The 26,374-nt window shown below is 71.7% G+C and carries 22 protein-coding genes and 1 pseudogene; 8 read left to right on the top strand and 15 right to left on the bottom strand.

The features are described 5' to 3' along the window. Positions 1 to 173 precede the first annotated feature (173 nt). Both ACFWU9_RS29195 and ACFWU9_RS29200 read left to right on the top strand, forming a co-directional pair. Positions 174 to 491 (top strand): hypothetical protein, encoded by a 318-nt coding sequence (locus ACFWU9_RS29195; RefSeq protein WP_384323648.1) that lies wholly within the window; start codon positions 174 to 176, stop codon positions 489 to 491. 182 nt (positions 492 to 673) lie between these two features. Continuing rightward, positions 674 to 1,234 carry an ATP-binding protein gene (locus tag ACFWU9_RS29200; RefSeq protein ID WP_384323650.1) on the top strand — a complete coding sequence of 187 codons (561 nt, stop codon included), beginning with the start codon at positions 674 to 676 and terminating at the stop codon, positions 1,232 to 1,234. A gap of 35 nt (positions 1,235 to 1,269) precedes the next feature. Here the strand turns inward: ACFWU9_RS29200 and ACFWU9_RS29205 are convergent, their stop codons facing one another. The 5 genes and pseudogenes from ACFWU9_RS29205 to ACFWU9_RS29225 form a co-directional block, all read right to left on the bottom strand. After that, complete coding sequence (locus ACFWU9_RS29205) at positions 1,270 to 3,840, bottom strand: ABC transporter permease (RefSeq protein ID WP_384323652.1); 2,571 nt, start codon at positions 3,838 to 3,840, stop codon at positions 1,270 to 1,272. Between the two features lie 170 nt (positions 3,841 to 4,010). Then, positions 4,011 to 4,760, bottom strand: a pseudogene (locus ACFWU9_RS29210) (ABC transporter ATP-binding protein); the annotation flags it as partial. Next, positions 4,757 to 5,092, bottom strand: coding sequence for an SHOCT domain-containing protein (locus ACFWU9_RS29215; RefSeq protein ID WP_384323654.1), 336 nt, complete (start codon positions 5,090 to 5,092; stop codon positions 4,757 to 4,759). The pseudogene ACFWU9_RS29210 and the gene ACFWU9_RS29215, both read right to left, overlap by 4 nt. A 218-nt stretch (positions 5,093 to 5,310) precedes the next feature. Beyond that, complete coding sequence (locus tag ACFWU9_RS29220; RefSeq protein WP_384323655.1) at positions 5,311 to 6,168, bottom strand: YhjD/YihY/BrkB family envelope integrity protein; 858 nt, start codon at positions 6,166 to 6,168, stop codon at positions 5,311 to 5,313. A 122-nt stretch (positions 6,169 to 6,290) separates the two neighbouring features. Further along, a complete protein-coding gene (locus ACFWU9_RS29225; RefSeq protein ID WP_384323657.1) occupies positions 6,291 to 7,505 on the bottom strand; it encodes an ROK family protein in 1,215 nt (404 codons plus the stop codon). Positions 7,506 to 7,581: 76 nt separating this feature from the next. Between ACFWU9_RS29225 and ACFWU9_RS29230 the strand changes: the two genes are divergently transcribed. Next, a complete protein-coding gene (locus ACFWU9_RS29230; RefSeq protein ID WP_384323659.1) occupies positions 7,582 to 9,000 on the top strand; it encodes an MFS transporter in 1,419 nt (472 codons plus the stop codon). A 73-nt stretch (positions 9,001 to 9,073) separates the two neighbouring features. Continuing rightward, positions 9,074 to 9,445, top strand: coding sequence for an SCO4225 family membrane protein (locus ACFWU9_RS29235; RefSeq protein ID WP_384323662.1), 372 nt, complete (start codon positions 9,074 to 9,076; stop codon positions 9,443 to 9,445). Between the two features lie 7 nt (positions 9,446 to 9,452). Here ACFWU9_RS29235 and ACFWU9_RS29240 read toward each other — a convergent pair whose 3' ends face one another. The 3 genes from ACFWU9_RS29240 to ACFWU9_RS29250 all read right to left on the bottom strand — a co-directional run bounded on the left by ACFWU9_RS29240 (position 9,453) and on the right by ACFWU9_RS29250 (position 13,206). After that, positions 9,453 to 10,118 (bottom strand): response regulator, encoded by a 666-nt coding sequence (locus ACFWU9_RS29240; RefSeq protein ID WP_384323664.1) that lies wholly within the window; start codon positions 10,116 to 10,118, stop codon positions 9,453 to 9,455. Continuing rightward, the gene (locus tag ACFWU9_RS29245) at positions 10,115 to 11,338 is read right to left on the bottom strand and encodes a sensor histidine kinase (RefSeq protein WP_384323667.1); all 1,224 of its coding nucleotides are present in this window, start codon (positions 11,336 to 11,338) and stop codon (positions 10,115 to 10,117) included. Before ACFWU9_RS29245 ends, ACFWU9_RS29240 begins: the two co-directional genes overlap by 4 nt. Before the next feature lie 491 nt (positions 11,339 to 11,829). Beyond that, on the bottom strand, positions 11,830 to 13,206 hold the full coding sequence (locus tag ACFWU9_RS29250; protein WP_384323670.1) for a geranylgeranyl reductase family protein: 1,377 nt from the start codon (positions 13,204 to 13,206) through the stop codon (positions 11,830 to 11,832). 148 nt (positions 13,207 to 13,354) lie between these two features. Between ACFWU9_RS29250 and ACFWU9_RS29255 the strand changes: the two genes are divergently transcribed. Next, on the top strand, positions 13,355 to 14,719 hold the full coding sequence (locus tag ACFWU9_RS29255; RefSeq protein WP_384323672.1) for a dipeptidase: 1,365 nt from the start codon (positions 13,355 to 13,357) through the stop codon (positions 14,717 to 14,719). 144 nt (positions 14,720 to 14,863) lie between these two features. Then, positions 14,864 to 15,607 carry an MBL fold metallo-hydrolase gene (locus ACFWU9_RS29260; RefSeq protein WP_384323674.1) on the top strand — a complete coding sequence of 248 codons (744 nt, stop codon included), beginning with the start codon at positions 14,864 to 14,866 and terminating at the stop codon, positions 15,605 to 15,607. On the opposite strand, the gene ACFWU9_RS29265 is transcribed toward ACFWU9_RS29260, so the two are convergent. Further along, complete coding sequence (locus ACFWU9_RS29265) at positions 15,548 to 16,594, bottom strand: NUDIX domain-containing protein (RefSeq protein ID WP_384323677.1); 1,047 nt, start codon at positions 16,592 to 16,594, stop codon at positions 15,548 to 15,550. The genes ACFWU9_RS29260 and ACFWU9_RS29265 overlap by 60 nt on opposite strands. Before the next feature lie 230 nt (positions 16,595 to 16,824). On the opposite strand from ACFWU9_RS29265, the gene ACFWU9_RS29270 reads away from it, so the two are divergent. Then, positions 16,825 to 17,004, top strand: coding sequence for a hypothetical protein (locus ACFWU9_RS29270; RefSeq protein ID WP_384323679.1), 180 nt, complete (start codon positions 16,825 to 16,827; stop codon positions 17,002 to 17,004). Between the two features lie 40 nt (positions 17,005 to 17,044). Here the strand turns inward: ACFWU9_RS29270 and ACFWU9_RS29275 are convergent, their stop codons facing one another. The 4 genes from ACFWU9_RS29275 to ACFWU9_RS29290 all read right to left on the bottom strand — a co-directional run bounded on the left by ACFWU9_RS29275 (position 17,045) and on the right by ACFWU9_RS29290 (position 21,697). Then, positions 17,045 to 17,998, bottom strand: a complete 954-nt coding sequence (locus ACFWU9_RS29275; protein WP_384323681.1) for a carbohydrate ABC transporter permease — start codon at positions 17,996 to 17,998, stop codon at positions 17,045 to 17,047. Beyond that, positions 17,995 to 18,909, bottom strand: a complete 915-nt coding sequence (locus tag ACFWU9_RS29280) for a carbohydrate ABC transporter permease (protein ID WP_384323683.1) — start codon at positions 18,907 to 18,909, stop codon at positions 17,995 to 17,997. The genes ACFWU9_RS29275 and ACFWU9_RS29280 overlap by 4 nt, the downstream gene beginning before the upstream one ends. Positions 18,910 to 19,059: 150 nt before the next feature. Next, the gene (locus tag ACFWU9_RS29285) at positions 19,060 to 20,418 is read right to left on the bottom strand and encodes an ABC transporter substrate-binding protein (protein WP_384323685.1); all 1,359 of its coding nucleotides are present in this window, start codon (positions 20,416 to 20,418) and stop codon (positions 19,060 to 19,062) included. Between the two features lie 295 nt (positions 20,419 to 20,713). Beyond that, positions 20,714 to 21,697, bottom strand: a complete 984-nt coding sequence (locus ACFWU9_RS29290; protein WP_384323688.1) for an ROK family protein — start codon at positions 21,695 to 21,697, stop codon at positions 20,714 to 20,716. 172 nt (positions 21,698 to 21,869) lie between these two features. Between ACFWU9_RS29290 and ACFWU9_RS29295 the strand changes: the two genes are divergently transcribed. Next, positions 21,870 to 22,913 (top strand): LacI family DNA-binding transcriptional regulator, encoded by a 1,044-nt coding sequence (locus tag ACFWU9_RS29295; protein WP_384323690.1) that lies wholly within the window; start codon positions 21,870 to 21,872, stop codon positions 22,911 to 22,913. Here the strand turns inward: ACFWU9_RS29295 and ACFWU9_RS29300 are convergent. Beyond that, positions 22,899 to 24,746, bottom strand: a complete 1,848-nt coding sequence (locus ACFWU9_RS29300) for a protein kinase (protein ID WP_384323693.1) — start codon at positions 24,744 to 24,746, stop codon at positions 22,899 to 22,901. The two genes, ACFWU9_RS29295 and ACFWU9_RS29300, sit on opposite strands and share 15 nt — an antisense overlap. A 167-nt stretch (positions 24,747 to 24,913) precedes the next feature. Next, on the bottom strand, positions 24,914 to 26,218 hold the full coding sequence (locus ACFWU9_RS29305) for a DUF6986 family protein (protein WP_384323695.1): 1,305 nt from the start codon (positions 26,216 to 26,218) through the stop codon (positions 24,914 to 24,916). Positions 26,219 to 26,374 lie beyond the last annotated feature (156 nt).

Here is a 26,374-nt window from a genome sequence, read left to right on the forward strand (position 1 = left end):
GCCTTGGGGCAAGGGCCGGGCGGGGGCCGGGCGCGGTTTCGGAGGCACCCCGGACGCGCCGCGGACGGGCTGTCGACGCGTCTTCGGAGATCTCCGGGGAAGTCGCTCTGGCGTCCACGCGACGAGTTGTGCAGACTTCCTACAGGGAGTAGCACGAAGGGGGCGGATCAGCCATGGCGGAACCGGAGTTCAGTGCCAGCGGCGTCGAGATAGAGCGCTGGCCGCGCTCGCTCACCAAAGCGGGCCGGGTCCTCATCCAGGACGGCAGACTGGCGCTTCTGACCAGTTACGGGCGGGTCATCGACAGCGCGCCGCTACGGGCGGTACAGGCGGAGAAGCCGTGGTTCCGCGGCGACGACAGCACGGTGGCGACGGTGAACGGCACCCGCTACCGGCTGACCATGGGCAGGGCCGGCCGCAGGCCGGAGGGACGGCTGCTGGCCGGGCGGTTCCTGGAGGCCGTGCGGAGGGCGGGCGCGGCGAAGACCTGACGCCGGGAGCCGCGAGTTGCGGTCCCGTACCACATGGTTCACTCTGGTGTACATCACTCAGGGTGAACCGGTGGTGACGCTGCGATCCAGCCCCACCGGGCACGACAGCAGCGAGCCTCGCGAGTGAGCTGCTGGATGTGATCCCATGCCTTCCTCCGGACCTCAATCGGGGAGTCGCAGCCGTGATCAGCCAGCCGAACAGGCAGTGCACGGTGGAGCTCCAGGCCCTGCCGTCGCGGATCCGCCAGGTCCGCAGAATCGTTTCTGCGCAACTGCGCTACTGGCAGCTCGACCCACTCATCGACCAAGCCGCGCTCGGCGTGACCGAGCTGCTGACCAACGTCCACCGGCACGCACAGCCGGACAAGATGTGCACCGTCGACATCCGACTGCTGCTCGACCGGCTGACGGTCGCGGTCCACGACCACGACCCACGCCTGCCGACCATCAAGGAGGCCGATCCGCTCGATGTGTGCGGGCGCGGGCTCGCCCTGATCGAGGCGGTCAGCGAGAGCTGGGGTGTGCGCGCGGAGGGTGACGCGGGGAAGGTCATCTGGTTCACCCTGCCCGCCCCGGCGGGCGACGCTCCGCCCCGGAACCCGCTGTACGGCGCGACGACCGACGGGCCGTTCCCCGGCGCTTCCTTCCTGGGGTCCTCCTTCGCGGACAGCCCCTTCGCCGGCATCCGGACCGTGGCCGGGAAGCGCGACCACACCGCCGCCCGGTCAGCCGTCGTCGGCTGACCGGGCGGGGGTCCGCCACGGCCCGGGGGACCGTGTCACTCGGTGGCGATGGCGCGCAGTACGTCCAGCCGTGCCGCCCTGCGCGCGGGCCGCCAGCCGGCGATCGCGCCGGCCGTCAGCCCGACCACCCCGACGAGCACCAGCTGCGCCGGCGGCACGGCGAAGGCGAACGCGGTGTCTCCCGCGCCCTCCGACGCCTTGACGACGACCCAGCCGAGCAGCCCGCCGAGCGCCAGTCCGCCCGCCGTACCGAAGGCGGCCACCAGTACGGACTCCCAGCGGACCATGGCCCGCAGTTGCGCCCTGGTCTGGCCGACCGCGCGCAACAGGCCCAGTTCCCGCGTGCGTTCGTGGACGGCGAGGGTGAGGGTGTTGGCGATGCCCAGGAGCGCGATGACGACGGCGAGGGCGAGCAGCGCGTAGATCAGCGTGAGCATCATGTCGATGGCTCCCGCGGAGGTCTCCGCGTACTCGTCGCGCGTCTGCACCTCCGGATTCCCGAACGGCGCCGCCGCCTTCTCCACGGCGGCCGTCGCGTCGGCGGTGGGCACGCCGTCCGCGAAGGTGACGGAGACGAGCGTGTCGGCGTCCTGGGTACGGTGCGGGGCCCAGGCCGCGCGGGTGATGACGTAGTCGCCCGCGAGTTCGGACCGCTCGTAGACCGTCTTGACCGTGAAAGTCTCCTTCCGGCCGTCGGTGAAGGTGAGTTGGGTCGTACCGCCCGTGCGCAGCTTCCGGTCGTCGGCCCCCGCCCGCGACACGGCGATGTCCTTGCTGCCGAATCCGTCGAACGAGCCGTCCACCGGCCCGAGATCGAAGCCCTTGGCGAGCGCGGCCGGATCGGTGACGGTCAGCTGACGGCCGTCCCCGTCGACCTCGGCCACTCCCCTGCCGAGCCCCACGGCCGAGCCCACTTCGGGGAGTTCGGCCAGGGCGGGCGTGAGCCTGGGGCTCAGCCCGCTGCCTCCGCCGCCGAACGCGGGCACGCTGATGGCGAGGTCTCCCGCGAAGGAACGTGACACCGTCTGGTCCATCGTCGCCTTCAGCGAGGCGCCGAAGACGGTGAAGAGGGACACCACGGCGACACCGATCATCAGCGCGGTGGCGGTCGCCGCCGTGCGCTTGGGGCTGCGCAGGGCGTTGCGCTTGGCCAGGGCGCCCGAGATGCCGCGCAGCCGGTCCAGGGGCCCGCCCAGGAGCCGTACGGCGGCCGAGGCGGCCACCGGCCCGAGCACCACGAACGCGGCGAGGGCGAGGACGGCTCCCGCTCCCGCGAGGAGGACGGAGGGGGCGGCGAGGACGCCGACCAGGATGGTGCCGAGGCCGGCCAGGCCCAGCACCGTACCGACGACGGCCCTGGTCCTGGAGGCGCCCGAGTCGTCCACGGCCGTCTCGCGCAGCGCCGCCAGCGGTGCCGTGCGCCCGGCGCGTACGGCGGGCAGGAGGGCCGAGCCGAGACAGACGACCACGCCGACGGCGAGCGGCAGCAGCATGGAGAGCGCGCTGATCACCAACGGCCCCTCCGGGAAGGGGAATCCGATGACCGGGAAGAGGGCACCGAGCCCGGCGGCGATACCGATGCCGCCGAGCAGGCCCGCGGCCGACGCGACCAGCGCGACGACGCTCGCCTCGGCGAGCGTGGCGCCCACGACCTGGCGGCGGGAGGCGCCGAGGGCCCGCAGCAGGGCGTTCTCACGGGTGCGCTGGGCCACCACGATGGCGAAGGTGTTGTGGATGGAGAAGACGGCGACGAGCAGCACGATGCCGGAGAAGACGAGGAGCAGCGTGGTGAACAGGCTCAGGAACTGACCGGAGATCATCTCCTGGTTCTCGTCGGCGGACTCCTGTCCGGTGATCGCCTCCACGCCGGACGGCAGGACCGCGCCGAGGGACTCCACCAGTTCCTCCTGGCCGGTGCCGGGGCCGGCGCGCACCTGGATGCTCGCCGCCTCGCCCGGTTTCGGGGTGAGGTACTTCTCCGCGTCGGCCCTGGTCATGCCCGTGTAGGTGACCTGCGCCATGCCGTCCTCGCCGCCGAAGGTCGCGAGGCCGACGATCGTCACCCGTACGGGATCGGGCGTGCGCAGCACGGTGGTGTCGCCGATCCTCAGCTTGCCGGCCTCGGCGGCACCGCGGTTGAGCACGACCTCGCCGGTCCTCGCGGGCAGCCGGCCGTCGGCGAGCCGGTACGGGTTGAGCTGGTCGTCGTCGATCCAGTTGCCGGCGACGGTGGGCGGGCCCTGGCCGCCGACGGGCTCGCCGTCGGAGCCGACGAGCTGTCCGGCACCTTCGATCTTGGGTGCGACGGCCGCGACACCGGGGACCCGCTCGATCCTCTCGATCAGGGCGGTGTCGACCGGCTCACGGGTGCCGAGCGAGTCGCCGGGCACGGTCACGACGTTCGCGCCGCGGACGACGGCGTCGGTGCCGCCCGCCGCCTCGCCGAACATGGTGTCGAAGCTGCCGCGCAGGGTGTCGCCCATGACGAGGGTGCCCGTCAGGAAGGCGACGCCGAGCAGGACGGCGGTGAAGGTGCCGGCGAAGCGGCGCTTGTGCGCGCGGAGGGAGGAGACGCTGATACGCAACGAGGCGCGGGTCCCGCTCATGAGCGCACCACCGGGCCGGCCGCCGTACCGCCGGCGCCGCCACTCGGGCCGCCACTCGCGGACGTACCTCCTGCGGACGTACCGCCCGGGGAAGCGCCGCTCGCGGACGTACCGCCCGAGGACGCGCCGACCGTGGACGTACCTCCTGCGGGCGCGCCGAACGTCCTGCTGTCGAAGTCCTTCAGCCGGTCGAGCACCCGCTCGGCCGTCGGGTCCGGCATCCGGTCCACCAGGCGTCCGTCCGCCAGGAAGACGACCTCGTCCGCGTGGGCGGCGGCGACCGGGTCGTGCGTGACCATCACGACGGTGCGACGCGTACGGCGCACCGTGCCGCCCAGCAGCCGCAGGACCTCCTCGCCCGAGCGGGAGTCGAGATTGCCGGTGGGCTCGTCCGCGAAGACGACGTCGGGGCTGCCCGCGAAGGCGCGGGCCACCGCGACGCGCTGCTGCTGGCCGCCGGAGAGCTCGCCGGGCCGGTGGTGCAGGCGGTCACGCAGACCGACGACGTCGACGAGGGCGTCGTACCACTCCTCGTCCCGCGCGGCTCCCGCGAGGTCCGTCGGGAGGGTGATGTTCTCGGCGACGGTGAGGGTCGGTATGAGGTTGAAGGCCTGGAAGACGAAGCCCACGCGCTCGCGGCGCAGCAGGGTGAGCCGGCGGTCGTCGAGCGTGCTCAGGTCGGTGTCGCCGATGAGCGCGGAGCCGGAGGTGAGGGTGTCGAGTCCGGCGGCGCAGTGCATGAGCGTGGACTTGCCGGAGCCCGAGGGCCCCATGATCGCGACGAAGCGGCCGACCGGGAAATCGACGCTCACCCCGTCCAGGGCCCTCACCTCCGTGTCGCCCCTGCCGTAGACCTTCACGGCGTCGACGACGCGGGCGGCGTTGGCGGTGGTGGTGGCCGCCGTGGTCGTGGTGGTCACGCCGCACCGCCATTGCCCGTACGGCCGAACTGCTCGTCCAGGACGGAGAGCCGACGCCAGTACTCGTCCTCCTCGATCTCACCGGAGGCGAACCGCCGGCCCAGCATCGCGATCGGCGACTGCGGGTCGGACGGATCGCGGGGGTCTCGTGTGTCCCGTGCGTCCCGTGCGTCCCGGCCGAAGTCGCCGGACCGCCACGGGGGTCCGCCCCGGCGCCCCTGCCGGGTGGTGCGGCGCAGGAGGGTGACGCCGCCGACGATCACGGCTGCCCAGACGAGCGGGAACAGCAGGATCCAGGGGCCGGGTCCGCCACTGTGCGCAAGGGGGTTCATCCTGATCGACTCCTCGGTTCGCGACTCTCGTGAAATTCGTGGATCTCGTGATCCCACGACTTCTGTGTCGCTTCCGAGAGTCGTGCCGGGAGGGGGTCCGGGTCGTCGTACGGCCAGCGGCAGTACGGGTACCTCCCGGGGAGTACGCGGGCCCGGCGGCGCTGCTCCCGAGGGCGCTGCCGACGGGGCGGCCGGGCCCAGGTCCGGCCCTGGCGCGTTCAGTCCTCGTCGAGGTCCTTCAGCCGGCGGAAGACCCGGCCCTCGTGGGCGAGGCGGCCGACGAGCGCGCCTCCGTAGACGACGACTCCGACGCCGACGAGCCAGGACTGGAGGACCAGGACGGTACCGAAAGGGCCGTACGTGACGGCGCTGGAGGCGATCAGCGGCGAGAAGACGATCTGCGAGAAGCCCCGCAGGCCGAGCATGCCGATCGCGGTGGCCGCGGCGCCGGGCAGCAGCGCGATCCAGCGGACGCGCCCGCCCAGCAGCAGGCGCTGGGAGATCCAGAAGAACAGGAACGTGCCGATGACGTCCAGCACGATGACCACGAGGGGTCCGATGACGGGCTCGTCGGGGCTGGGGGTGTTGGTGAAGCCGAGCAGTGCGAGGACCAGCAGGGCGAGGAAGATGACATGGCGCCACAAGGTGTGCCAGCGCGCGGTGGGCAGGTCCCAGACCTTCTCGTAGCCGGTCTGTACGGCTGAGCCGAAGGTCAGACCGAAGACGGCGAGCGCGGCGAGACCGAACGCGGTGGTGCGCTGGAGCGCCGTGTCCGGTACCCCGAACAGCCGCTCGACCTGCGTCTGCGACTCCTGGCTGACACCGATCGCCTGGCCGAGCCAGCGCGCGAAGCCCTGGCCGCTGGCGGGTTCGGCCGCAGCGACGAGGACCAGCACCGGGACGAGCGTGAGGAAGCCGAGCGCCGCGAAACCCATGGACCGGTGCATCAGCTCCATGTCGCGCCCACGGCTCCAGGCGAGCCCGAGCGGCGAGGCCCGCAGCCACCGGTCGAGGCGCCGGAACCAGCGCGGCGGGGGCGGCGGAGGGCTTTCCGCACCGGACGGCTTCTCGGTCATGGGTGGTGACCTACCCGCGATGGGGTGGTGAACCGTCGGTGGTGCGGCCGGACGGGTGGCGGGTGCGCCGGGTCGTCGCCGGGCCGGAGCCGGGGGCGCGGTCGGGGCAGGCGGGCCCCGGGTCAGGTCAGTGCGGCCAGAGGGTCGTCCAGGACCGGCTGCCAGGCCAGTTCGGCGGCGCCGACCAGGCTGTTGTGGTCGAGCGCGCACGCGAGGATCGGGACGCTTCCGCTGCGCCCCCACAGACTGCGGTCGGCGACGACGGCGCGCAGCCGGGCGGGGTCGGCGTCGAGCAGTTCACGGTGCAGACCGCCGAGGATGACGCGGTCCGGGTTGAGGATGTTGACGAGTCCGGCGAGACCGAGTCCGAGCCGGTCGATCAGTTCCTCGGCCGCCGCCCGTACGGAGCGGTCGGCGTACTCCGTACGGAGCAGGTCCCGCGACTGCTCCAGCAGCGACACCTCGGGGCCGGGGTCCCGGCCGGCCGCGTCGAGGAACGCCAGCGGGTCGGTCTCGACGTCGAGACAGCCCCGGCTGCCGCAGTGGCAGGGCCTGCCCTCGGGGTTCACGGTCAGATGGCCGACTTCGAGAGCCAGTCCCGAACTGCCCGTGTGCAGCCGGCCGTCCACGACGAGCGCGCCGCCGACGCCGCGATGTCCGGTGGCGACGCAGAGGAGTTGGGTGGCCCCGCGCCCCGCGCCGTGCCGGTGTTCGGCGAGGGCCGCCAGGTTGACGTCGTTGCCAGTGAAGGCGGGGCCCTCGATGCCGGCGGCGCGTACCTGCTCGACGAAGAGGTCCCGTACGGGGGCGCCCGCCGGCCAGGCGATATGGAGCGGGTTGAGCGCGGTGCCCTCCGGTTCGGCGACGGCCGAGGGGACTGCGAGTCCGGCGCCGACACAGCGCCGGCCGCTCTCGCGCAGCAGCGCGGCGCCCTCGGCGACGACCTCGCCGAGCACCTGGGCGGGGTCGGACGAGACCGTGACACAGCCGGGTGCCGTGGCGACGGTACGGCCGCCGAGTGCGACCAGGGCGGCGCGGAAGCCGTCGGCGTGGACCTGGGCCGCGAGGACGACGGGGCCGGTGTCGTCGACGGCGAGGCGGTGCGAGGGGCGGCCCTGGGAGCCGGCCGCCGCGCCGGGGCGGGAGTCGACCCGGATCAGCCCGAGCGCTTCCAGTTCGGCGGCGACGGCGCCGGCCGTCGCGCGGGTGACGCCCAGTTCCGACGTGAGCACGGCCCGGGTGGGCGCGCGGCCTGTGTGCACCAGTTCGAGTGCGGGGCCCAGCGCGCCGCGGCCTCTCTCCAGTCGTGTGCGGGTCGTCGTTGCCTTGCCGTTCATATGGGTGAGTCTCCCATGATCCCGCCCGTGAACCGTCGCCTTGTACGGATCGGTCCGGAGCCCCTATCCTTCTTTTGTGCCGATTCTAAACAAACTCCGTACGGTCCTGTCGGGAGGTCGTCGCGGAGATCCCGCCACCGACCCCTCACGGGCCGGGCTCACACGCCTCCGTACCACTCTGACCTTGTTCTTCGCCCTGGACGGCTTCCTCTTCGCCGGCTGGGTCGTCCGTATCCCCGCCATCAAGGAGCAGACCGGCGCGTCGGCGAGCGACCTCGGTCTGGCCCTCCTCGGGGTCTCCGCCGGTGCCGTGGTGACGATGATGTTCACGGGGCGGATGTGCAGGAGGTTCGGCAGTCACCCGGTGACCGTGGTCAGCTCGCTGCTGCTGGCGCTGAGCATCGCGCTTCCCGCGCAGACGCACTCGGCGCTGACGCTGGGCCTGGTGCTGCTCGCTTTTGGCGCCGCGTACGGCTCGCTCAACGTCTCGATGAACAGCGCGGCCGTCGATCTCGTCGCCGCGATGCGCCGTCCCGTGATGTCGAGCTTCCACGCCGCGTTCAGCCTGGGCGGCATGGCGGGCGCGGGACTCGGCGGGCTGGTGGCCGGCAGTCTCTCCGCGTCGACGCACCTCCTCGCCCTCACCGGCGTCGGCCTGGTCTTCACGGCGCTCGCCGGGCCCTCGCTGCTGCGCCACTCGGTGCCCGCGCCCGCGCCCGTGGCTACAGATCCGGCCCCCGCACTCCCGCCCGCCGTGGAGGACGGCCCGAAGGGCGCGGCGGCCCCTCGGCGACTCGACCGGCGCACGCGCGGGCTGGTCGTCCTCTTCGGGGTGATCGCGCTGTGCACCGCGTACGGAGAAGGCGCTCTCGCCGACTGGGGCGCCTTGCACCTCGCCCAGGACCTGCACGCCCACCCGGGGCTCGCCGCCGCCGGGTACTCGCTCTTCGCCCTCGCCATGACGGTCGGCCGCCTGTCCGGTACGGCCCTGCTCGAACGGCTCGGCCAGACCCGCACCCTGGTCGCCGGCGGGGTGCTCGCCGCGCTCGGCATGCTGCTCGGGGCGCTCGCGCCGACGACCTGGCTCGCACTGCTCGGCTTCGCGATCACCGGACTCGGCCTGGCCAACATATTTCCGGTCGCCGTCGCCAGGGCCGGTGCGCTCGCGGGCCCGAGCGGTGTCGCCGCCGCGTCCACGCTGGGATACGGGGGCATGCTGCTGGGACCGCCCGCGATCGGCTTCCTCGCCGACTGGCTCTCGCTGCCCGTCGCGCTGACCACGGTCGCCCTGCTGGCCGCCGCCGCGGCGCTCATCGCGTACTCCGCGCGTAACGTCTCGGCGCACGAGCCGACGGGAGCCGCCGCGCCGCTGTCGGTCCCGGCGGATGTCCCGACAGGCGTCCCGGCGGATGTCCCGGCGGATGTCTCAGCCGGCCAGGTCCGGGCAGGCGTCCCCTCGGACGGTCCGGCCCGCTCGGCACACCACACAGGATGAGTAGCGGTACTCAGGCACATCAGTTCGGCCCGTCCCACGATGGAGGCATCCAACCGACACGGGAGAACGCACCATGAAGTCAGGACGCCTGAACGCACTGGCCCGGCTCGCCCAGGGCCCCGCCCGGCTGATCTACGGCAACCGGGCCTCCCGGATCTATCTCGCGGCCGTCGCCGCCACAGCGGTCCTCGTCGCCGTCGACACCCTGTTCGTGCACCACGAGGACGCGTCGTTCGCGGGTGTCTGGCTGTTCTTCCTCGCGGCGCCGACCGTCTTCCTCTTCTTCGCCGGCGGATCGCTGATAGGCGACTCGTTCGCCTCGTCGTCCGCCTTCGGCTACGTGGCGCTCATCGCCTCGGTACTCATCCAGGCGGCGGCCATCGGGGCGTTCGTGCGGGTACTGAGCGACCGGACCGGTCACGCGCACGCGCCCACGAAGGCCTGACGTCCCGTCAGCCGAGCCAGCCGGGCCGTACGAGCCCCGACTCATAGGCCCTGACCACGAGTTGGGCCCGGTCGCGGGCGCCGAGCTTGACCATCGTGCGGCTCACATGCGTCTTGGCCGTGAGCGGGCTGACGACCAGCCTGCGGGCGATCTCCTCGTTCGAGAGCCCGATGCCGACGAGAGCCATCACCTCCCGCTCCCGTTCGGTGAGTTCGCCGAGACCGTCCATGGACAGGGGCACCTTGGAGCGTGAGGCGAACTCCGCGATCAGCCGCCGTGTCACACCGGGCGACAGCAGCGCGTCGCCGTCCACCACGGCCCGTACGGCGCGCAGCAGTTCCTCAGGCTCGGTGTCCTTGACGAGAAAGCCCGACGCCCCGGAGCGGAGCGCCTCGAAGACGTACTCGTCGAGTTCGAAGGTGGTGAGCATGACCACCTTCACCTCGTCGAGGCCGCCGTCCTGGGTGATCCTGCGCGTGGCGTCGAGTCCGTCCATCACCGGCATCCGGATGTCCATCAGGACCACGTCAGGGGCGAGTTCACGTATCTTGTGCAGCGCCTCCGCGCCGTCGGCCGCCTCGCCGACGACCTCGATGTCCGGCTGGGCGTCGAGCAGCGCGCGGAAGCCCGCCCGTACCAGCGACTGGTCGTCGGCGAGCAGGACACGGATCACGGGGTCTCCTTGGGCTTCAGGGGAAGGGACGCCCGTACGCGGAAGCCCCCGTCCGGGCGTGGGCCCGCGTCGATGGTGCCACCGAGCGCGGCGGCCCGCTCCCGCATTCCGACGAGTCCGTTGCCGCTGCCGCCGGCCTCGTCACCGGTGGCGGGTCCCGCGTCGTCGATACGGAGGGTAAGAAGACCGTCTCCGTAGCCGACCCGGACGCGGGCGGTACGGGAGCCGGAGTGGCGCACCACGTTGGTGAGGGCTTCCTGGACGATACGGAAGGCCGCGAGATCCGCCCCGGGCGACAGCGCGACGGGGTCGCCCTCGGTCTCCAGCTCGACGCCGAGCCCGGCGCCGGCCGCCTGCTCGACGAGTTCGGGGAGCCGGTCGAGCCCCGGCGCGGGCGTGCGGGGGGCGTCACCGGAGGTCCTGAGGGTGTCGAGGACCTGTCGTACCTCGCCCAGTGCCTCTTTGCTCGCGGCCTTGATGGTGGTGAGGGCGGTACGGGCCTGTTCGCGGTCGGAGTCGAGGAGCGCGAGGCCCACGCCGGCCTGGACGTTGATGACCGAGATCGAGTGGGCGAGCACGTCGTGGAGTTCGCGCGCGATGCGCAGCCGCTCCTCGTCGGCACGGCGCGCCTCGGCGGCGGCGCGCTCCCGCCGGTCGTGGAGCCACTGCTCCCGGCGCACCCTGACGAGCTCGGAACCGACGAGTACGGCCGCGACCCAGGCGGCGACGCCCAGTTCGGGGCCCCAGGGCGCGCCGACGTCACCGCTCGGGGGCAGATACCGGTAGAGCAGATGTCCGACCAGCAGATGGCCGGCCCAGAGGAGACCGATCGCCGACCAGGCCGCTTTCCGGTGTCCTGAGACGACCGCGGCGAAGCAGGCGACGGCGACGGTGACGAAGATCGGGCCGTAGGCGTACCCGGCGCCGAGGTAGAGGGTCGCCGAGAGGGCGACGCCGATGACGCAGAGGACGGGATACCTGTATCGCACCACGAGCAGCGCGGGGCCGACGAGCAGCAGGGCGCGGGCGAGGGCATCGAGCGACTCCCGGTCCTGCTGCGCGTGGGCGGCGAAGCCGGAACCGATCGAGACGAAGACGGCGACCAGCACGCTGCTGAACCAGGGCAGCCGCCACACCCCCCGACCGTCGTCGGCGCCGGACAGGTACGGCCCCCTGATCCAGGGCGGACCGAACCCGACACGCCTGATGTGCTCTTCCATACCGGCCACGCTAAACCGGCCGCCGGGTCCCATGCGTCCACCGGGCGTGGCGATCCCCCGTACTCCCACTGGAGTACGGGGGACGGCCCCGGATCCCCGCGACGCCCGGGCGGCGCGGGACACCACGCCGAAACGCCAGAAGCGGAACACCGTGAGCAGCCCACCCGTACGCCGCGCAGCGCCACCGGCGCGAACCCGCAGGGCCCGGGCCCCGGGACGCCCGAGAGGCCCGGGAGACCAGCGAGAACGCCGAAGGCGCAAGGCCGTGGGCTACCCACCCCGTACACCGGGCAGCGCGACGCGCGCGAACCCCGGGAGACCCTGCGAGAGCGCCAATGCGGTGGGCTGAAGTCCCGTGCACCGGCCAGCGCCACGGGCACGAACCCACGAGGCCCGGTCCCCCGCAGCGCGGGAGACCCGGCTGGATCACCGGTGCGCCGGGCCTCCGCGCGTCGTCCCCCCGGGCCTCACCACCCCGTGCTCAGGACCCGCTACGGCCTCACCGCGTCGTCCTTCGGGTCCTTGTCGCGGTCGTCGTCCCGAGGGGGGTCCGGGGGCTCGTTGCCCTGGTCCGTCGGGTGCGGCGTCGGGGGTTTCTGGCGGTCGAGCAGGTCCAGGGCTCGGCGGGCCAGCGGGTGGGTCCGTACCAGACCGCCCAGCGAGGTCGCCCCGCGCGTGATGTCGGCGAACGCCTTCCACGCGGGCCGGAAACCGGTGATCGCCGCATGCAGCACCCCCGGCCTGCGTTCGAAGACGGAGAGCATCCGGCGGCCGACGCTCATCTCGACACCGAGCCCCGCCTTGATCGCGAAGGCGTAGTTCAGCGCCTGGCGACGCGCGTCCACCGCGTCGTGCGCCTCCGAGATCCGTACCGCCCACTCCCCCGCGAGCCGTCCCGAACGCAGCGCGAAGGAGATCCCCTCCCTGGTCCAGGGCTCCAGCAGACCCGCCGCGTCCCCGCACACCAGCACCCGGCCGCGCGAGAGCGGCGAGTCGTCGCTGCGGCAGCGCGTCAGATGGCCCGACGAGATCGCGGGCTCGAACCCGGCCAGCCCCTGCTTGGCGACGAAGTCCTCCAGATAGCGCTTCGTCGCCGCCCCGTCACCGCGCGCGGAGATGACACCCACCGTGAGCGTGTCCCCCTTGGGGAACACCCAGCCGTAACTCCCCGGCAGCGGCCCCCAGTCGATGAGGACCCGTCCGGCCCAGTCCTCGGCGACCGTGGGCGGCACCGGGATCTCCAGCTCCAGACCAAGATCCACCTGGTCGAGCTTCACCCCGACATGAGCGCCTATCCGGCCCGCGCTGCCGTCGGCGCCGACGACCGCGCGGGCCAGGACGGTCTCGCCGTCGGACAGGACCACGGCGACCGTACGGCGGTCGGGCACGGCCGGGCCGTGCTGCTGGACCCGCGAGACGGACGCGCCGGTACGGAGCACGGCGCCGGCCTTCTGCGCGTGCTCCACCAGGCTGGCGTCGAACTCGGGCCTGTTGATCAGCCCGAAGAGCATGCGCTTGGAGCGCCGGGTCCGGGCCAGCCGGCCGTTCATCGAGAACGTGACCGCGTGCACCCGGTCGCGCAGCGGCAGTTCGAAGCCGGGTGGCAGCGAATCGCGCGAGGGGCCGATGATGCCGCCTCCGCAGGTCTTGTACCGGGGCAACTCCGCCTTCTCCAGGAGCAGCACCTGACGGCCCGCGACCGCCGCCGCGTAGGCCGCGGACGCTCCCGCCGGGCCCGCGCCGACCACGACGACGTCCCACACCGACCGGTCGTGCTCACCCGCCGGACCGGCCTCGGGACCGGCTTCGGGACCGGTCCCGGGCGCGCTTCCAGATTCACTTCCGGCGTCTGCGTTCTCGCTGCTCACGATGTGCTTCTGCTCCTGATCCGACCGGTGGCCCTTGCTGTCGCACGGCATCCTACGGCGCCTGCGGGCCCGGTCCGTTGTGGCAGGATCGGCCCTGTCTTCGACACCCACACAAACACACAACGTCGCACCCGCCAGGAGCGTGCCCATGTCCGTCACTCCGATCGCAGAAACCGTCGCCTCGCTGATGCCGCGCGCACGGGCGGAACTCGCGGAGCTGGTGGCGTTCCGGTCGGTCGCGGACCCGGCCCAGTTCCCCCGCAGCGAGTGCGAGGCCGCCGCCGCGTGGGTGGCGGACGCCCTGCGGGCCGAGGGCTTCAGTGACGTCGCGGCGCTGGACACCCCCGACGGCTCCCAGTCCGTCTACGGCCTCCTGCCCGGCCCCGAAGGGGCCCCGACGGTGCTTCTGTACGCGCACTACGACGTGCAGCCGCCGCTCGACGAGAGCGCCTGGGCCACCCCGCCGTTCGAGCTGACCGACCGGAACGGCCGTTGGTACGGACGCGGGGCCGCCGACTGCAAGGGCGGCTTTGTGATGCATCTGCTCGCCCTGCGCGCCCTCAAGGCGGCGGGCGGGGTGCCCGTGAGCGTCAAGGTGATAGCGGAGGGCTCGGAGGAGCAGGGCACCGGCGGTCTCCAGCGGTACGCGGAGGAGCACCCCGAGTTGCTGGCCGCCGACACGATCGTCATCGGTGACACCGGCAACTTCCGGGTCGGGCTGCCGACCGTCACGGCGACGCTGCGCGGCATGACCATGCTGCGCGTGCAGCTCGACACCCTCGAAGGCAACCTGCACTCGGGCCAGTTCGGCGGCGCGGCCCCGGACGCGCTCGCCGCGCTCATCCATCTGCTGGCCTCGCTGCGGGCCGACGACGGTTCGACGACCGTGGACGGTCTGGCCGCCGACGCCGACTGGGACGGACTCGACTATCCCGAGGCCGACTTCGCCAAGGACGCCAAGGTGCTGAACGGGGTCCGGCTGATCGGCAAGGGCTCCGTGGCCGACCGGGTCTGGGCCCGTCCCGCCGTCACCGTCATGGGCATCGACTGCCCGCCCGTGGTCGGCGCGACGCCGTCGCTGCAGGCGAGCGCCCGCGCCCAGATCAGCCTGCGGGTGCCGCCGGGCGAGGACGCCGACCACGCCACGAAGCTGCTGACCGCGCATCTCCACGCACACACCCCGTGGGGTGCCCGGGTCTCGGTCGAGCAGGTCGGTCAGGGCCAGCCGTTCCGCGCGGACACCGCGAGCCCCGCGTACACCTCGATGGCCGAGGCGATGCGCGTCGCCTATCCGGGCGAGGAGATGCAGACCGCCGGCATGGGCGGCTCCATCCCCCTGTGCGACACGTTGGCCGCGCTGTACCCGGCCGCGGAGATCCTGCTGATCGGGCTCAGCGAGCCGGAGGCGCAGATCCACGCGGTCAACGAGAGTGTCTCCCCTGAGGAGTTGGAGCGGCTGTCCGTGGCCGAGGCGCACTTCCTGGTCAACTACGCCCGGTCCAGGCGGGGCTGAGCCCGTACGGGACCGGCGCCGGTCGGACCGCACGGCCGGACGGAAGAGTCCGGCAGGAGGTTCGGTCCCGGTTTCTGCGGAAAGCGGAAATCGCCGTCAGCGAAGTGACGCGCACAGCCGTTCCACACTGCATACATTCGACATATGGATCTCGTTGCGATCAGTCCACGGCTGCATATGCTCCGTTTCCCCATCGGTCAGGCGTACTTGTGGCAGGACGAGAACGAGCTGACTCTCATCGACTCCGGTCATCTCTACGCGGGACCCGAGATCGAACACGCCATCCGCGATCTCGGTCTCACCCCGGCAGGTCTGCGCCGTATCGTCCTCACCCACTGCCACCGCGACCATGTGGGCTCGGCGCAGGAACTGGCCGGGCGGTACGGCGCCGAGGTGATGGCGCACCGGCTCGACGCGCCGATCATCCGCGGTGAGTGGCCGGTCCCCGATCCGCTGCTCCTGGAGTGGGAGATCCCGCTGTACGAGCGCGGGCTGACCGTGCCGCCCGCGCCGCCCACCCGGGTGGACCGCGAGCTGGAGGACGGCGACGTGCTGCCCTTCGGCGACGGCGCGCGGGTGGTGCATGTCCCGGGGCACACGTACGGCTCCATCGCCGTCCATCTGCCGTACCACGGGGTGCTGTTCACGGGTGACGCCGTGGCCGAGGCCGAACGCCGCGTGATGCTGGGCGTGTTCAACGTCAACCGTGAGAGCGCCAAACGGTCCATGATCCGGCTCGCGGCCCTCGCTCCCTCGACCGTCTGTTTCGGCCATGGCGATCCTCTCGTCACGGACGAACTGACGGACGCCGCCGCCGTGTTGCACGTGTCAGCCGACCGGGACACCGGCCTCCAGATTGAGCACGGTCCGCCGCTCCCGGGCCCGTAGCGCCCAGCGCAGCCGTTCGTAGCGGGCGGGCGGCAGCATCGACGCCGCCTCGTCCTCGGTGACGAAACGCCACCCTCGCAGCTCGGAGCCGGGCAGCAGCAACCGCCCGGCGTCCCGGTCGGGCAGCCGGCCGCCGTCGAAGATCAGCCGCAGACCGCCGAAGCCGGGCGGTCTCGGCGGCTCCCAGTCGACCACCAGCAGCGTGGGCACGTCGTTGAGCTCTATCCCGATCTCCTCGGTGACCTCGCGCATGCCCGCGCGCGCGGGCGCCTCGCCCCGCTCGACCACACCACCGGGGAACTCCCACCCCGGTTTGTACGTGGGATCGACGAGCAGCACCCGGTCCCGTTCGTCGAACAGGAGGACCCCGGCCGCGACGGTCTCCGCCGTCGGCTCGGGTGTCTGCACGATCTCGCAGAGGCCCGCCGAGCCCGCGTGCACGGCCTCGGCGACGACCGCCGCGGTCTGCGCCGGCGTGAGCCCCCCGGTGTCTATGACCAGCGCGTCGGTGGTGAGCCAGCCGAGGGCGGCGCCGTACGGCTCGATGTGTTCGTACGCCCACTGCCTGGCGCGTTCGGTCCGGGCCGGGTCGTCGTCGGCCGCCGCACCGGGGTCACGGTCCGCTATCCGATCGCGCAAAATCGTTTCGTCCAAGGTCAGAAGCACATGCCTGACGGGAATGCGCCGGGCCGCCAGCCCCCCGAATATCTCGTCCCGGTACTCCTGACGCAGCAGCGTCATCGGAACGACGAGGACGCCGCCGACATCCGCGAGCAGCGCGGCGGCCGTGTCCACCACCAGCCGGCGCCAGATGGGCAGGTCCTGATAGTCGCTCACTTCGGCGAGTCTCTTCTGCGGCAGCAGTTCCCGCAGCCCGGAGCCGATGAGTCCGGGGTCGTACAAGGTGCTGTTAGGGATCATGTCGATCAGTTCGCGCGCCGTACTGGTCTTGCCCGCTCCGAACGCACCGTTGATCCAGACGATCACGGTTCCCCCTCTTCCGTAGCCCCATGTGGATTGCCCGCAACACCCGGCAGTGGAAACACGTGGCCGATTCCGGCTGACCCGTCGACACCCGGCTGTTGCCGGTTCGTGGCCTGTTCGCCACCTCTCACCGAAGCCCCGGCGCGTCCTGTTTCACGGAGCGTTTTAAGCCGGAGCCGTAACACATGCGGACAGAAGGTCGTTGGAGACGGTTGTGACCGAGGGGGTTCGCGATGCACCGTGACGTACTGGAGAGGTTCCCGGCGGGGGATCCGCGAGGGAGCTGGCGCGCCGAGGAGTTCGCGCGGGCGCGCCGGGACGAAGGCACCCCGGCCGAGGTGGTGATGGATCTGGAGTCGGACCACTTCCTTGTGGTGGTGGTGCCCCAGCAGACCAGAGAGAGCGCCCCCTGAGGAAGTCGCCGCGCGGGGAGCCTCTTTCCGGCGCCCGGCCTCATCCTTTGCTCGACCCGAGGGTGAGGCCGGCGATGAAGTGCCGCTGGAGCAGCAGGAAGACGATGATCGTGGGCAGCGCGACGATGATCGAGCCGGCGGCCAACAGGTTGTAGTCGGTGAAGAATTGACCGCGCAGATTGTTGAGCGCCGAGGTCACCGGCAGTTTGTCGCCGTCGGAGATGAAGACGAGCGCCCACAGGAAGTCGTTGTACATCCAGGTGAACTGGAGTGTGCCGAGGGCCGCGAGGGCCGGCCGGCACAGCGGCAGGGTGATCCGCCAGTACTGCGCCCAGACTCCCGCGCCGTCGACGATCGCCGCCTCCAGGATCTCGATCGGCAGCGTGCGCATGAAGTTGGCGAGGACGAAGACGCAGAAACCCATCTGGAAGCCGACCTGGACGGCGACGACGGCCCAGTACGAGTCGTACATCGTCATCGAGTCGGACATCCAGTACGGCAGCGGGACGCGGTTGAACAGCACGTACAGCGGCGTGATGATCACCTGCTGCGGCAGCAGATTGCCCGCCGTGAACAGCATCAGCAGCACGATCGATCCGCGCATGCGCAGGCGTGCCACGGCGAAGGCCACGAACGAGGCCAGGAAGAGCGCGAGAAGCACGCCCGGGACGGCGATGAGCAGGGTGTTGACGAAGTATCTCGTCATCCCGGAATCGGTGAAAGCCTGCCGGTAGTAGTCGAGGGACAGCTTGTCGGGCAGCGAGAAGTAGCCACGCTCGGCCGTCTCGTCGTACGGCCTGAGCGAGGCGTACGCGGCCAGCAGCAGCGGCGCGAGAAACCCCAGCGAGACCGCCATCAGAAAGGCGTGCACGCCGAGCCGGCCTGGGGTGACGCGCCGTCCGCGGGCGGGCCGCCCATGCGGGACCGGACCGCCGCCGACGGCGGGTGTGGACGCGGGCGGGCCCGGGGCGGGGGCGTCGGCGTGGATGCTCATCGGGTCTTCTCCCCTCGGATCTCCTGGACCAGATACGTCACGACGAAGCCCATGGAGACCACGAGCAGGACGACGGCGATGGCCGATCCGAAGCCGATCCGGCTCGCCTCTCCGATGATGTTGTCCGTGACGAGCACCGAGAGCAGTTCGAGCCCGTTTCTGCCCTTGTTGACGGCGTAGACGATGTCGAAGGCGCGCAGTCCCTCGATGACCGTGATCACGCCGACGATGACGTTCACCGGTCGCATGGTCGGGAAGACCACCCGGAAGAATGTCTGAGTCTCGCTCGCGCCGTCGATGGCCGCGGCCTCCTTGAGAGAGGCGTCGACGGCCTTGAGCCCTGCCAGATAGAGGATCATCACATAGCCGGTGTGCCGCCAGGCGGCGGCCAGCAGGACCATCCAGATGTTCAGGTCCGGATCACCGAGCCAGTCGGTGGGATTCTCGGTGTCGCCGAGGATCGCGTTGAGCGCGCCCTGGTCGCGGGAGAAGACGAGCTGGGCGATGAAGCCGACGATGGCGAGGGAGAGCACGACCGGCAGATAGATCGTCGACTGGTAGAAACGGCTGAAGCGCACGCCCCGGTCGATCAGTACGGCGAGGAGCAGCCCGAACGGGGTGGCGATCAGCGCGAGGAAGCCCAGCCACAGGAGGTTGTGCCGGACGGCGGGCCAGAACTGCGGGTAGTTGGTGAAGAGGTTCTCGTAGTTCTCCGTGCCGACCCACTCGATGTCGCTGATCCCGTCCCAGCTGGAGAAGGACAGCACGATCGAGGCGACGGTCGGGCCCCACACGATGACGAGATCGAGCAGGAGGGGTACTCCCAGCAGCACGCAGAGGACGGCACGGTCCCGGGCGGAGAACCGCCGGGGGCCGCGCCGCCGGGTGCGACGCGTCGTGAAGAACGCCACGGATCAGAGCTCCCGGTCGGAGTTGTCGGGCAGGACCTGCGAGAGGCGGGCACAGGAGAAGGGGGCAGGTGAGGCGCGGACAGGCGATGCGGGGGCAGGCGATGCGGGAAAGCGCGGGACAGGACAGGGGAGAGGAAGCGGCGCCCGGGCTCAGCCGCCGGCGTCGGACGCGAAGAGCGTCTTCTTCTGCCGCTCGATCCCGTTGACCAGCCCGTCCACGTCGTCCGGCTCGTTGATGAAGCTCTGGATGGCCTGGATCATCACCGTGGAGGCGAAGTCGGGCCGGGTGTCACGGTCCATGAACTGCGATATCTGCTTGGCGCCGGCGATCAGGTCCACCGCCTTCTTCTGGAGCGGTGAATACCTGGAGGTGTCGGCCTCCTCGCTGACGGCGACGTTGTTGGGGTCACCGGCGAGATAGTGGTCCTCGGCCTCTCCGGTGGCGAGCCAGGACAGCAGGTCCCTGGCGCTCTCCATGGTCCGGTCGTTCTTCAGGCTCTTGGAGTTCCTCGCCAGCAGGAATCCGTCGATGGGCGCCTCGACCGCGTCCTGTCCGTGCTCGGGGTTGATCTCCGGGAAGGGGAAGAAGTCGATGTCGTCCTGCTCGTCCTCGCCGAACTGCTGGCCGGGGTGCGGGAGTCCGAAGACGGCCATCCCCGTCTCTCCCTTCTGGAGGCTGGTCGCGGCCTCCTGCCACGTACGGCCGTTGGCGCCCGGCTGGCAGTAGGGAAGGATGCTCCGCCAGGTGTCGAAGACATCCTTGACGCGCTTGTCCGTCCAGGCCTCCTCGCCCGCCATCAGCGCACGGTGGAACTCGTAGCCGTTGCTTCGCATGTTGATGTAGTCGAAGGTGCCCATCGCGGGCCAGCCGTCCTTGTCGCAGAACGCGATGGGGATGAGCTTGTCCTTCTTCATCCGCCCGGCGAGCGCCAGATACTCGTCCAGGGTGCGCGGCGCCTCGTAGCCGTGCTCCTCGAAGACGCTCTTGCGGTGGAAGACGGCCCACGGATAGTAGTAGTACGGCGTGAGGTACTGCTTGTCGTCGGAGCCGGTGGACTGGGCCTTCAGCGCCTCGGAGAAGCCGGTGTAGTCGCCCCACAGGTCGCTGATGTCGTGCAGCAGCCCCTTCTCGGCGAAGAACCGCATCCGGTAGCCGGCGAACCACATGAAGACGTCGTCCGGCTTGCTCTGCAGATAGCGGCTGATGTTCTCCTGGAAGCTGTTGTGGTCGACGGTGTTGACGTCGACCTTCCGCTTCTCCCCGGACTGCTTCTCGTACGCGTCGAAGGCCTGGGCGAACGCCTTCTTGGGGACGGGGTCGGATGCGTTCGACCCCATCGTGACGGTCTTTCCGTCACCGCCGGGGCCGCCGCCGCACGCGGTGAGCAGCGACGGCAGTGCGATCGCACCCGCGCCGGCCGCCGCGCCGCGCAGGAGGTTTCGCCGGGAGATCCGGTGCCCGGCCTGACTCGCCGGTATCACCGAACCGTTGAACGGAGACTGAGACATGTCCCCCTCCTCAGGGGTGCGACCCAACACAACCGAACGCGAGGGTTGGGATCTCACTCCCCTGAGAGGGAGTCGTCAAGGGTTCTGACGGGATATCGAACAACCGTTACCGGGTTCATTCAACAGAGCCGAACAGGCTCTACCGCGAACGCGCGTAATGACACAGACGTGAAGACGCGTACGGCGAAGGTGTTCTGACGGACCGTCAACCGGCCGTCGCACGACCGCCGTTCGCCGTTCGTCGTTCGCCGTGCGCCGTTCGCCGTTCGCCGTTCGCCGTTCGCGCGACGGGCTGTCACATGCTCGTCGGGGCCGTCATCGCCTGGTTGTTGTCGCTCGGCACGGCGGGCCCGCGTCCCAGCGACGCGGCCGCCGCCGCGCCCACCAGACCCGCGTTCGTACCGGTCAGCGCCGGTGCCACGGTGAGGTTTCGGACGAACGAGAGCGTCGCGTACTCGCGCAGCGAACGGCGCAGCGGCAGGAAGAGCACGTCACCCGCGTTCGCCACTCCCCCGCCGACGACCGCGATGCCGATCTCCACGAGCGTCGCCGTCGCGGCGATCCCTGCGGCCAGCGCCTGCGCGGCCCGCTCGAACGAGGCGATGGCGACCGCGTCGCCCGCGCGCGCCGCCTCGGCGACGGCCGCCGCCGAGGTGTCTCCGTCCGGACCGGGCCGCCAGCCGCCCTCCAGCGCGCGACGGGCGATGTTGGGGCCGCTGGCGATGCGTTCGACGCAGCCGCGTCCGCCGCAGGGGCAGAGGTCGCCGTCGAGATCCACACTGATGTGGCCGATATGGCCGGCGTTGCCCGAGGGACCGGGGTGCAGCTTGCCGCCGAGGACCAGACCGCCGCCGACACCGGTGGAGACCACCATGCACAGCGCGTTGTCGTAGCCGCGGGCGGCGCCCTGCCAGTGCTCGGCCGCCGTCATGGCGACGCCGTCGCCCACGAGCGTCACCGGGAGTCCGCCGGTGGCCTGCCGGACCCGCTCCACCAGAGGGAAGCCGCGCCAGCCGGGGACGTTCACCGGGCTGACGGTGCCGGCCGCCGCCTCCACGGGGCCCGCGCTGCCGATACCCACGGCGGTCGCACGGGGCCAGAGCGGGGACGCGCCGATCTCGTCCAGCACCTCCGTGACCGCGCGCATCACCGACTCGCCGTCCTCGGTCGCCGGGGTCGGCCGACGGGACCCCACGAGGATCGTCCCGTCACCGTCCACCAAGGCGCCGGCGATCTTGGTACCGCCGATGTCGAGAGCGGCGACTAGGTCGGTATGCATCTGTGTCGGATCTCCAGTGGACGAGAGGGTCCCCGCGGGCGGGGGTGGTGGGGACGCGCGGGGGACCTGCGGGTTCGTGGAACAGTCTCCATTCACCTGACAACGTTGTCCAGGGCCTATGCTCAACGCCACAAGTCTTGAAGGCAACCGAACGACGACAGGACAGCGCACAGTGGCAGACACCGCCCGTCACCCCGAGCCCCGCTACGGTAATCGGCCCACCATGAAAGATGTGGCAGCCAGGGCCGGTGTCGGACTCAAGACGGTGTCCCGGGTGGTCAACGCGGAGCCCGGGGTGACGCCCGACACCGAGCGGCGTGTACAGGAAGCGATCGACGCGCTGGGCTTCCGCCGCAACGACTCGGCACGCGTGCTGCGCAAGGGCCGTACGGCCAGTATCGGTCTGGTCCTGGAGGATCTCGCCGACCCGTTCTACGGCCCGCTGAACCGCGCGGTCGAGGAGGTCGCGCGCGCCCACGGCGCGCTGCTGATCAACGGGTCGAGCGCGGAGGACCCGGACCGCGAGCAGGAACTGGTCCTCGCCCTCTGCGCGCGCCGCGTGGACGGTCTGATCATCATTCCCGCCGGTCACGACCACCGTTATCTGGAGCCGGAGATCAAGGCCGGGGTCGCGACGGTCTTCGTCGACCGCCCCGCGGGAAAGATCGACGCGGACGCCGTGCTCTCCGACAGCTTCGGCGGCGCGCGCTCTGGCACTGCCCATCTGGTCGCGCACGGCCACCGGCGGATCGGCTTCATCGGTGACCAGCCCCGGATCCACACGGCCGTGGAGCGCCTGCGCGGCTACCGTGCCGCGATGGCGGAAGCCGGCCTGCCCGTGGACGGATCGTGGGTGTCGCTGGGCACGACCGTCCCCGAGCGTGTCCACGAGGCCGTCGTGTCGATGCTCAAGGCCCCCGAGCCGGTCACGGCGATCCTCACCGGCAACAACCGGGTCACGGTCACGGTCGTACGGGCGCTCGCCGCGCACGACCGGCCGGTCGCCCTGGTCGGCTTCGACGACATCGAGCTGGCCGATCTGCTGGACCCCGGGGTCTCGGTCATCGCTCAGGACGCGGCCACCCTCGGGCGTACGGCGGCGGAGCGGCTGTTCCGCCGGCTGGACGGGGCGGCCGAGGCCCCGAGCCAGGTGGTGGTGCCCACCAGGCTGATCGCGCGCGGTTCCGGCGAGCTGCCGCCCTCAGCAGACCGGTAGGCCCGGCAGCGGCTGATCGTTGTCGCCGCCCGAGATGTAGACGTCGCTGACGAAGACTCCGGTGTTGCCGCTGTCGTCATCGGTCCTGGCCCACCAGACGTTGGTCCACTGCCCGGACGTCTCGCGGCGGCCGAGGTTCTGCTGGCAGTAGAAGTAGTTGGTGCCCTTGTTCAGGACGCCGACCTCGGTGCCGTCGGCGGTGTACGAGGCGGCCCGGGCCCAGACCTGGCAGTTGTACTTGCCGCCGCCGATCGGGTGGCACACGGGCGCGGGGGCCCGGTCCGTACCGTCCGCGCCACCGCTGTTCGAGCCGCCGCCGCCGGATCCTGAACCACCGCCGTCGGAACCGCTGTCGGGCGCGCCGTCGGCCTTGTCGTCCGAGTCCGTGCCGCCACTGCCGCCGCCGGACTCGGGCGACTTCCCTTCGTCCTCCGGGGACTTCCTCTTCTTGTCTCCCTGCTCCTCCGGCTCCGCGTCCGGGCTCTTGTCCCCGGGCGTGGCCGCACCCGGATCGAGCAGCCGGCCGTCCGGGCCCTTGTCGGACCGCGCCGGCCCGCCCCCGGCCACGTCGTCGCCGGCGGTGGAGCCGCCCCGGTCGACGAGCAGGTAGGTCACGCCGCCCCCGGCGAGCAGGACGGCCGCGATCCCGGCGGCGACGAGCAGGCTCGACTTCTTACGGCCCCGGCCGCCCCGGCCGTCACCGGGGACCACCCGATGCCGGGACGTCACGCCGGGGCCCGACGGCTCGGCGGGGCCGGCTCCCGGTGCCGGCCGGCCGAACTGCCCCGCGGGCGCGCCCTGTCGCTGTGCGTCGTACGGCGCCGGGACCGGTTCCCGAGGGCCGAATCCCTCCGGGCGATGCGGCATCGGGTTGATCTCGGTCGCCACGTGCGGCGCCTGGGCGGGGCCCCGGTCACCGCCGGATACGGCGCCGGGGCCGTGTCCGCCGAGTCCGATCGGCGCGGTGATCGCGCCACTGTCCCCCGCGACGGCCGCGAGCAGCCGCGCCGCCGTCTCGGCGTCCGGCCGCAGCGCCGGGTCCTTGTGCATCAGCTGGTGGAGTACGGGGCCGAGCGGGCCCGCACGCCGGGCCTCGGGCAGCGGGTCCACGACGATCGCCGTGAGCGTCGACCAGGTCGACGTACGGCGGAAGGGCGAGTTGCCCTCGACGGCGGCGTACAGGGTCGCGCCGAGAGCCCAGACGTCGGACGCCGGTCCCGGCTCCTGGCCCTGGGCCCGCTCGGGCGCCAAGTAGTCGAGCGAGCCGACAAGTTCACCGCTGCGGGTGAGACGGGTGCCGGCGCCGTCGCCGGGATCGTCCATCGCGGCGATGCCGAAGTCGGTGAGGACCACGCGCCCGCCGGGGTCGAGCAGCACGTTGCCAGGCTTGACGTCGCGGTGCAGCACTCCGGCGCGGTGGGCGGCGCCGAGCGCCTCCATCACCTGGGCGCCGATACGGGCCGCCTCGCGCGGGTCCATCACTCCCTGCCGGGTCAGCACGTCGTCGAGCGAGGGGCCGTCGATCAGCTCCATGACGATGACGGGACGGCCGCCCTCGTCGGCGACGTCGTGGACGGCCACCACGCCGGGGTGTTTGATCCGGGCGGCGGCGCGCGCCTCGCGCCGCATCCGTACACGCAGGTCGGCGAGTTCGGGCCCGGCGGCGTCGGTGAAGGTGCGCAGTTCCTTGACGGCGACCTCGCGGCCGAGGACCTCGTCCATGGCGCGCCACACGACGCCCATGCCGCCCCGCCCCAACCGCGCGAGCACCCGATAGCGGCCCGCGAGCAGTCGCCCCGCTCCCTCGTCGCCGCCGTGTTCCCCCGTAGACACCACTTGCCCCTTGCCTCGCGTGTTGCTGTCGCGCGTCGCTGGTTCCGGCCACCCGTACGGGACCGTGGTCGCGGTCTCGTTGGGGTGAGGGACAGCCTAAGGGGCGGCTGTAGCAACTGTGGCGGGTGGGACGGGCCGGTACGTGCGGGAGTCGGTGCGGCCGGGCCTCAGGGCGTCGAGACCGTGAGGGCCGCGCGGCGTGGGGCCGAGAAGCCCTCCAGGTCGGCGCGGGTGAGACCGGTGAGGCGGGTGACCTCGTCGGCGTCGAGGGCTCCGCAGTCCAGTCCGCGCAGCAGATAGCCGCTGAGTGCCTTGGCGGTGGCCGGTTCGTCCATCACATCGCCCCCGGCCTTCGCGACGTACGCGGCGAGTCGCGCGGCGGCGGGCTCCAGGCCCTCTCGGTAGAAGGCGTAGACCGCGGCGTACCGCGTGGGCAGATGGCCGGGGTGCATGTCCCAGCCCTGGTAGTAGGCGCGGGCCAGGGCCCGGCGGGTGAGCCCGTAGTGGAGCCGCCATGCCTCGTGGACCTGGCTGGTGGGGCCGACGGGCAGGACGTTGGTGGAGCCGTCGCATACCCGTACGCCGGTGCCGGCGGCGGCGACCTGCATGACGGCCTTGGCGTGGTCGGCGGCCGGGTGGTCGCTGGACTGGTAGGCGGCGCTGACCCCGACGCAGGCGCTGTAGTCGAAGGTGCCGTAGTGCAGTCCGGTGGCACGGCCGTCGGCGGCGACGATCATCCGGGCCACGGCGGCGGTGCCGTCGGCGGCGAGGATGGACTGACTGGTCTCGATCTGGATCTCGAAGCCGATCCGGCCGGGCCGGAGACCGCGCGCCTTCTCGAACTCCCCGGCCAACCGCGCCATCGCGGTGACCTGTTCGGGATAGGTCACCTTCGGCAGGGTGAGGACGAGCCCTTCGGGGAGCCCGCCGGCCTCCATCAGTCCGGTGAGGAAGATGTCGAGCGTACGGATGGCCCGGTCGCGTACGGGTGCCTCCAGGCACTTCATCCGAATGCCCATGTACGGGGCGGCGGTGCCGTCTTCGTACGCCCGGTGGACGAGGCGCGCGGCGCGGGCGGCGGCGATGTCCTCCTCGGCGTCGGAGTGGGCGCCGTAGCCGTCCTCGAAGTCGATCCGCAGGTCCTCGACGGGCTCGCGCTCCAGCTTGGCCCGGACCCGCTCGTACACCGGGCCGGCCAGTTCGCCGGAGAGGCCGAGGGCGCGCGCCAACGAGTCGGCGTCGGGGGCGTGTTCGTCGAGTGCGGAGAGGGCCCGCTCGCCCCAGGAGCGGACGGTGCCGGCGTCGAAGGCGTCCGCGGGGACGTAGACGGTGTGGACGGGCTGGCGGGTGCCGGGGTCTCCCGGGTAGCGGCGGGCGAGTTCCGCGTCGACGGGTGCGAGTGAGGCGCCGATGCTCGCACCGACCGCGTCCGCGAGGCTCGTCGCGACCTTCTCCTGCTGCCCCTGACCCATTCCACGCCTCCATGCATCACGCTAAGTTTCCACCATACGGAATGCATCATCCGCATGGTGAAGTTAATCGGTTCGATCCGGGCCCCGTCAATGGTCGCCCGGAGCAGGCCCGGAAGCGAGCGCGCAGCGCGCGGGGGCCGCGCGGTGGTGATCCAC

Source organism: Streptomyces sp. NPDC058653 (assembly GCF_042716895.1).
Lineage (GTDB): Bacteria > Actinomycetota > Actinomycetes > Streptomycetales > Streptomycetaceae > Streptomyces.

Coding starts and splice junctions, on each gene's coding strand:
- ACFWU9_RS29290 (WP_384323688.1), bottom strand. CDS start 21,697: ATGCATACCGACCTAGTCGCCGCTCTCGACATCGGCGGTACCAAGATC.
- ACFWU9_RS29255 (WP_384323672.1), top strand. CDS start 13,355: ATGTCCGTCACTCCGATCGCAGAAACCGTCGCCTCGCTGATGCCGCGC.
- ACFWU9_RS29245 (WP_384323667.1), bottom strand. CDS start 11,338: ATGGAAGAGCACATCAGGCGTGTCGGGTTCGGTCCGCCCTGGATCAGG.
- ACFWU9_RS29275 (WP_384323681.1), bottom strand. CDS start 17,998: ATGAGCATCCACGCCGACGCCCCCGCCCCGGGCCCGCCCGCGTCCACA.
- ACFWU9_RS29220 (WP_384323655.1), bottom strand. CDS start 6,168: ATGACCGAGAAGCCGTCCGGTGCGGAAAGCCCTCCGCCGCCCCCGCCG.
- ACFWU9_RS29195 (WP_384323648.1), top strand. CDS start 174: ATGGCGGAACCGGAGTTCAGTGCCAGCGGCGTCGAGATAGAGCGCTGG.
- ACFWU9_RS29260 (WP_384323674.1), top strand. CDS start 14,864: ATGGATCTCGTTGCGATCAGTCCACGGCTGCATATGCTCCGTTTCCCC.
- ACFWU9_RS29285 (WP_384323685.1), bottom strand. CDS start 20,418: ATGTCTCAGTCTCCGTTCAACGGTTCGGTGATACCGGCGAGTCAGGCC.
- ACFWU9_RS29225 (WP_384323657.1), bottom strand. CDS start 7,505: ATGAACGGCAAGGCAACGACGACCCGCACACGACTGGAGAGAGGCCGC.
- ACFWU9_RS29205 (WP_384323652.1), bottom strand. CDS start 3,840: ATGAGCGGGACCCGCGCCTCGTTGCGTATCAGCGTCTCCTCCCTCCGC.
- ACFWU9_RS29305 (WP_384323695.1), bottom strand. CDS start 26,218: ATGGGTCAGGGGCAGCAGGAGAAGGTCGCGACGAGCCTCGCGGACGCG.
- ACFWU9_RS29215 (WP_384323654.1), bottom strand. CDS start 5,092: ATGAACCCCCTTGCGCACAGTGGCGGACCCGGCCCCTGGATCCTGCTG.
- ACFWU9_RS29270 (WP_384323679.1), top strand. CDS start 16,825: ATGCACCGTGACGTACTGGAGAGGTTCCCGGCGGGGGATCCGCGAGGG.
- ACFWU9_RS29235 (WP_384323662.1), top strand. CDS start 9,074: ATGAAGTCAGGACGCCTGAACGCACTGGCCCGGCTCGCCCAGGGCCCC.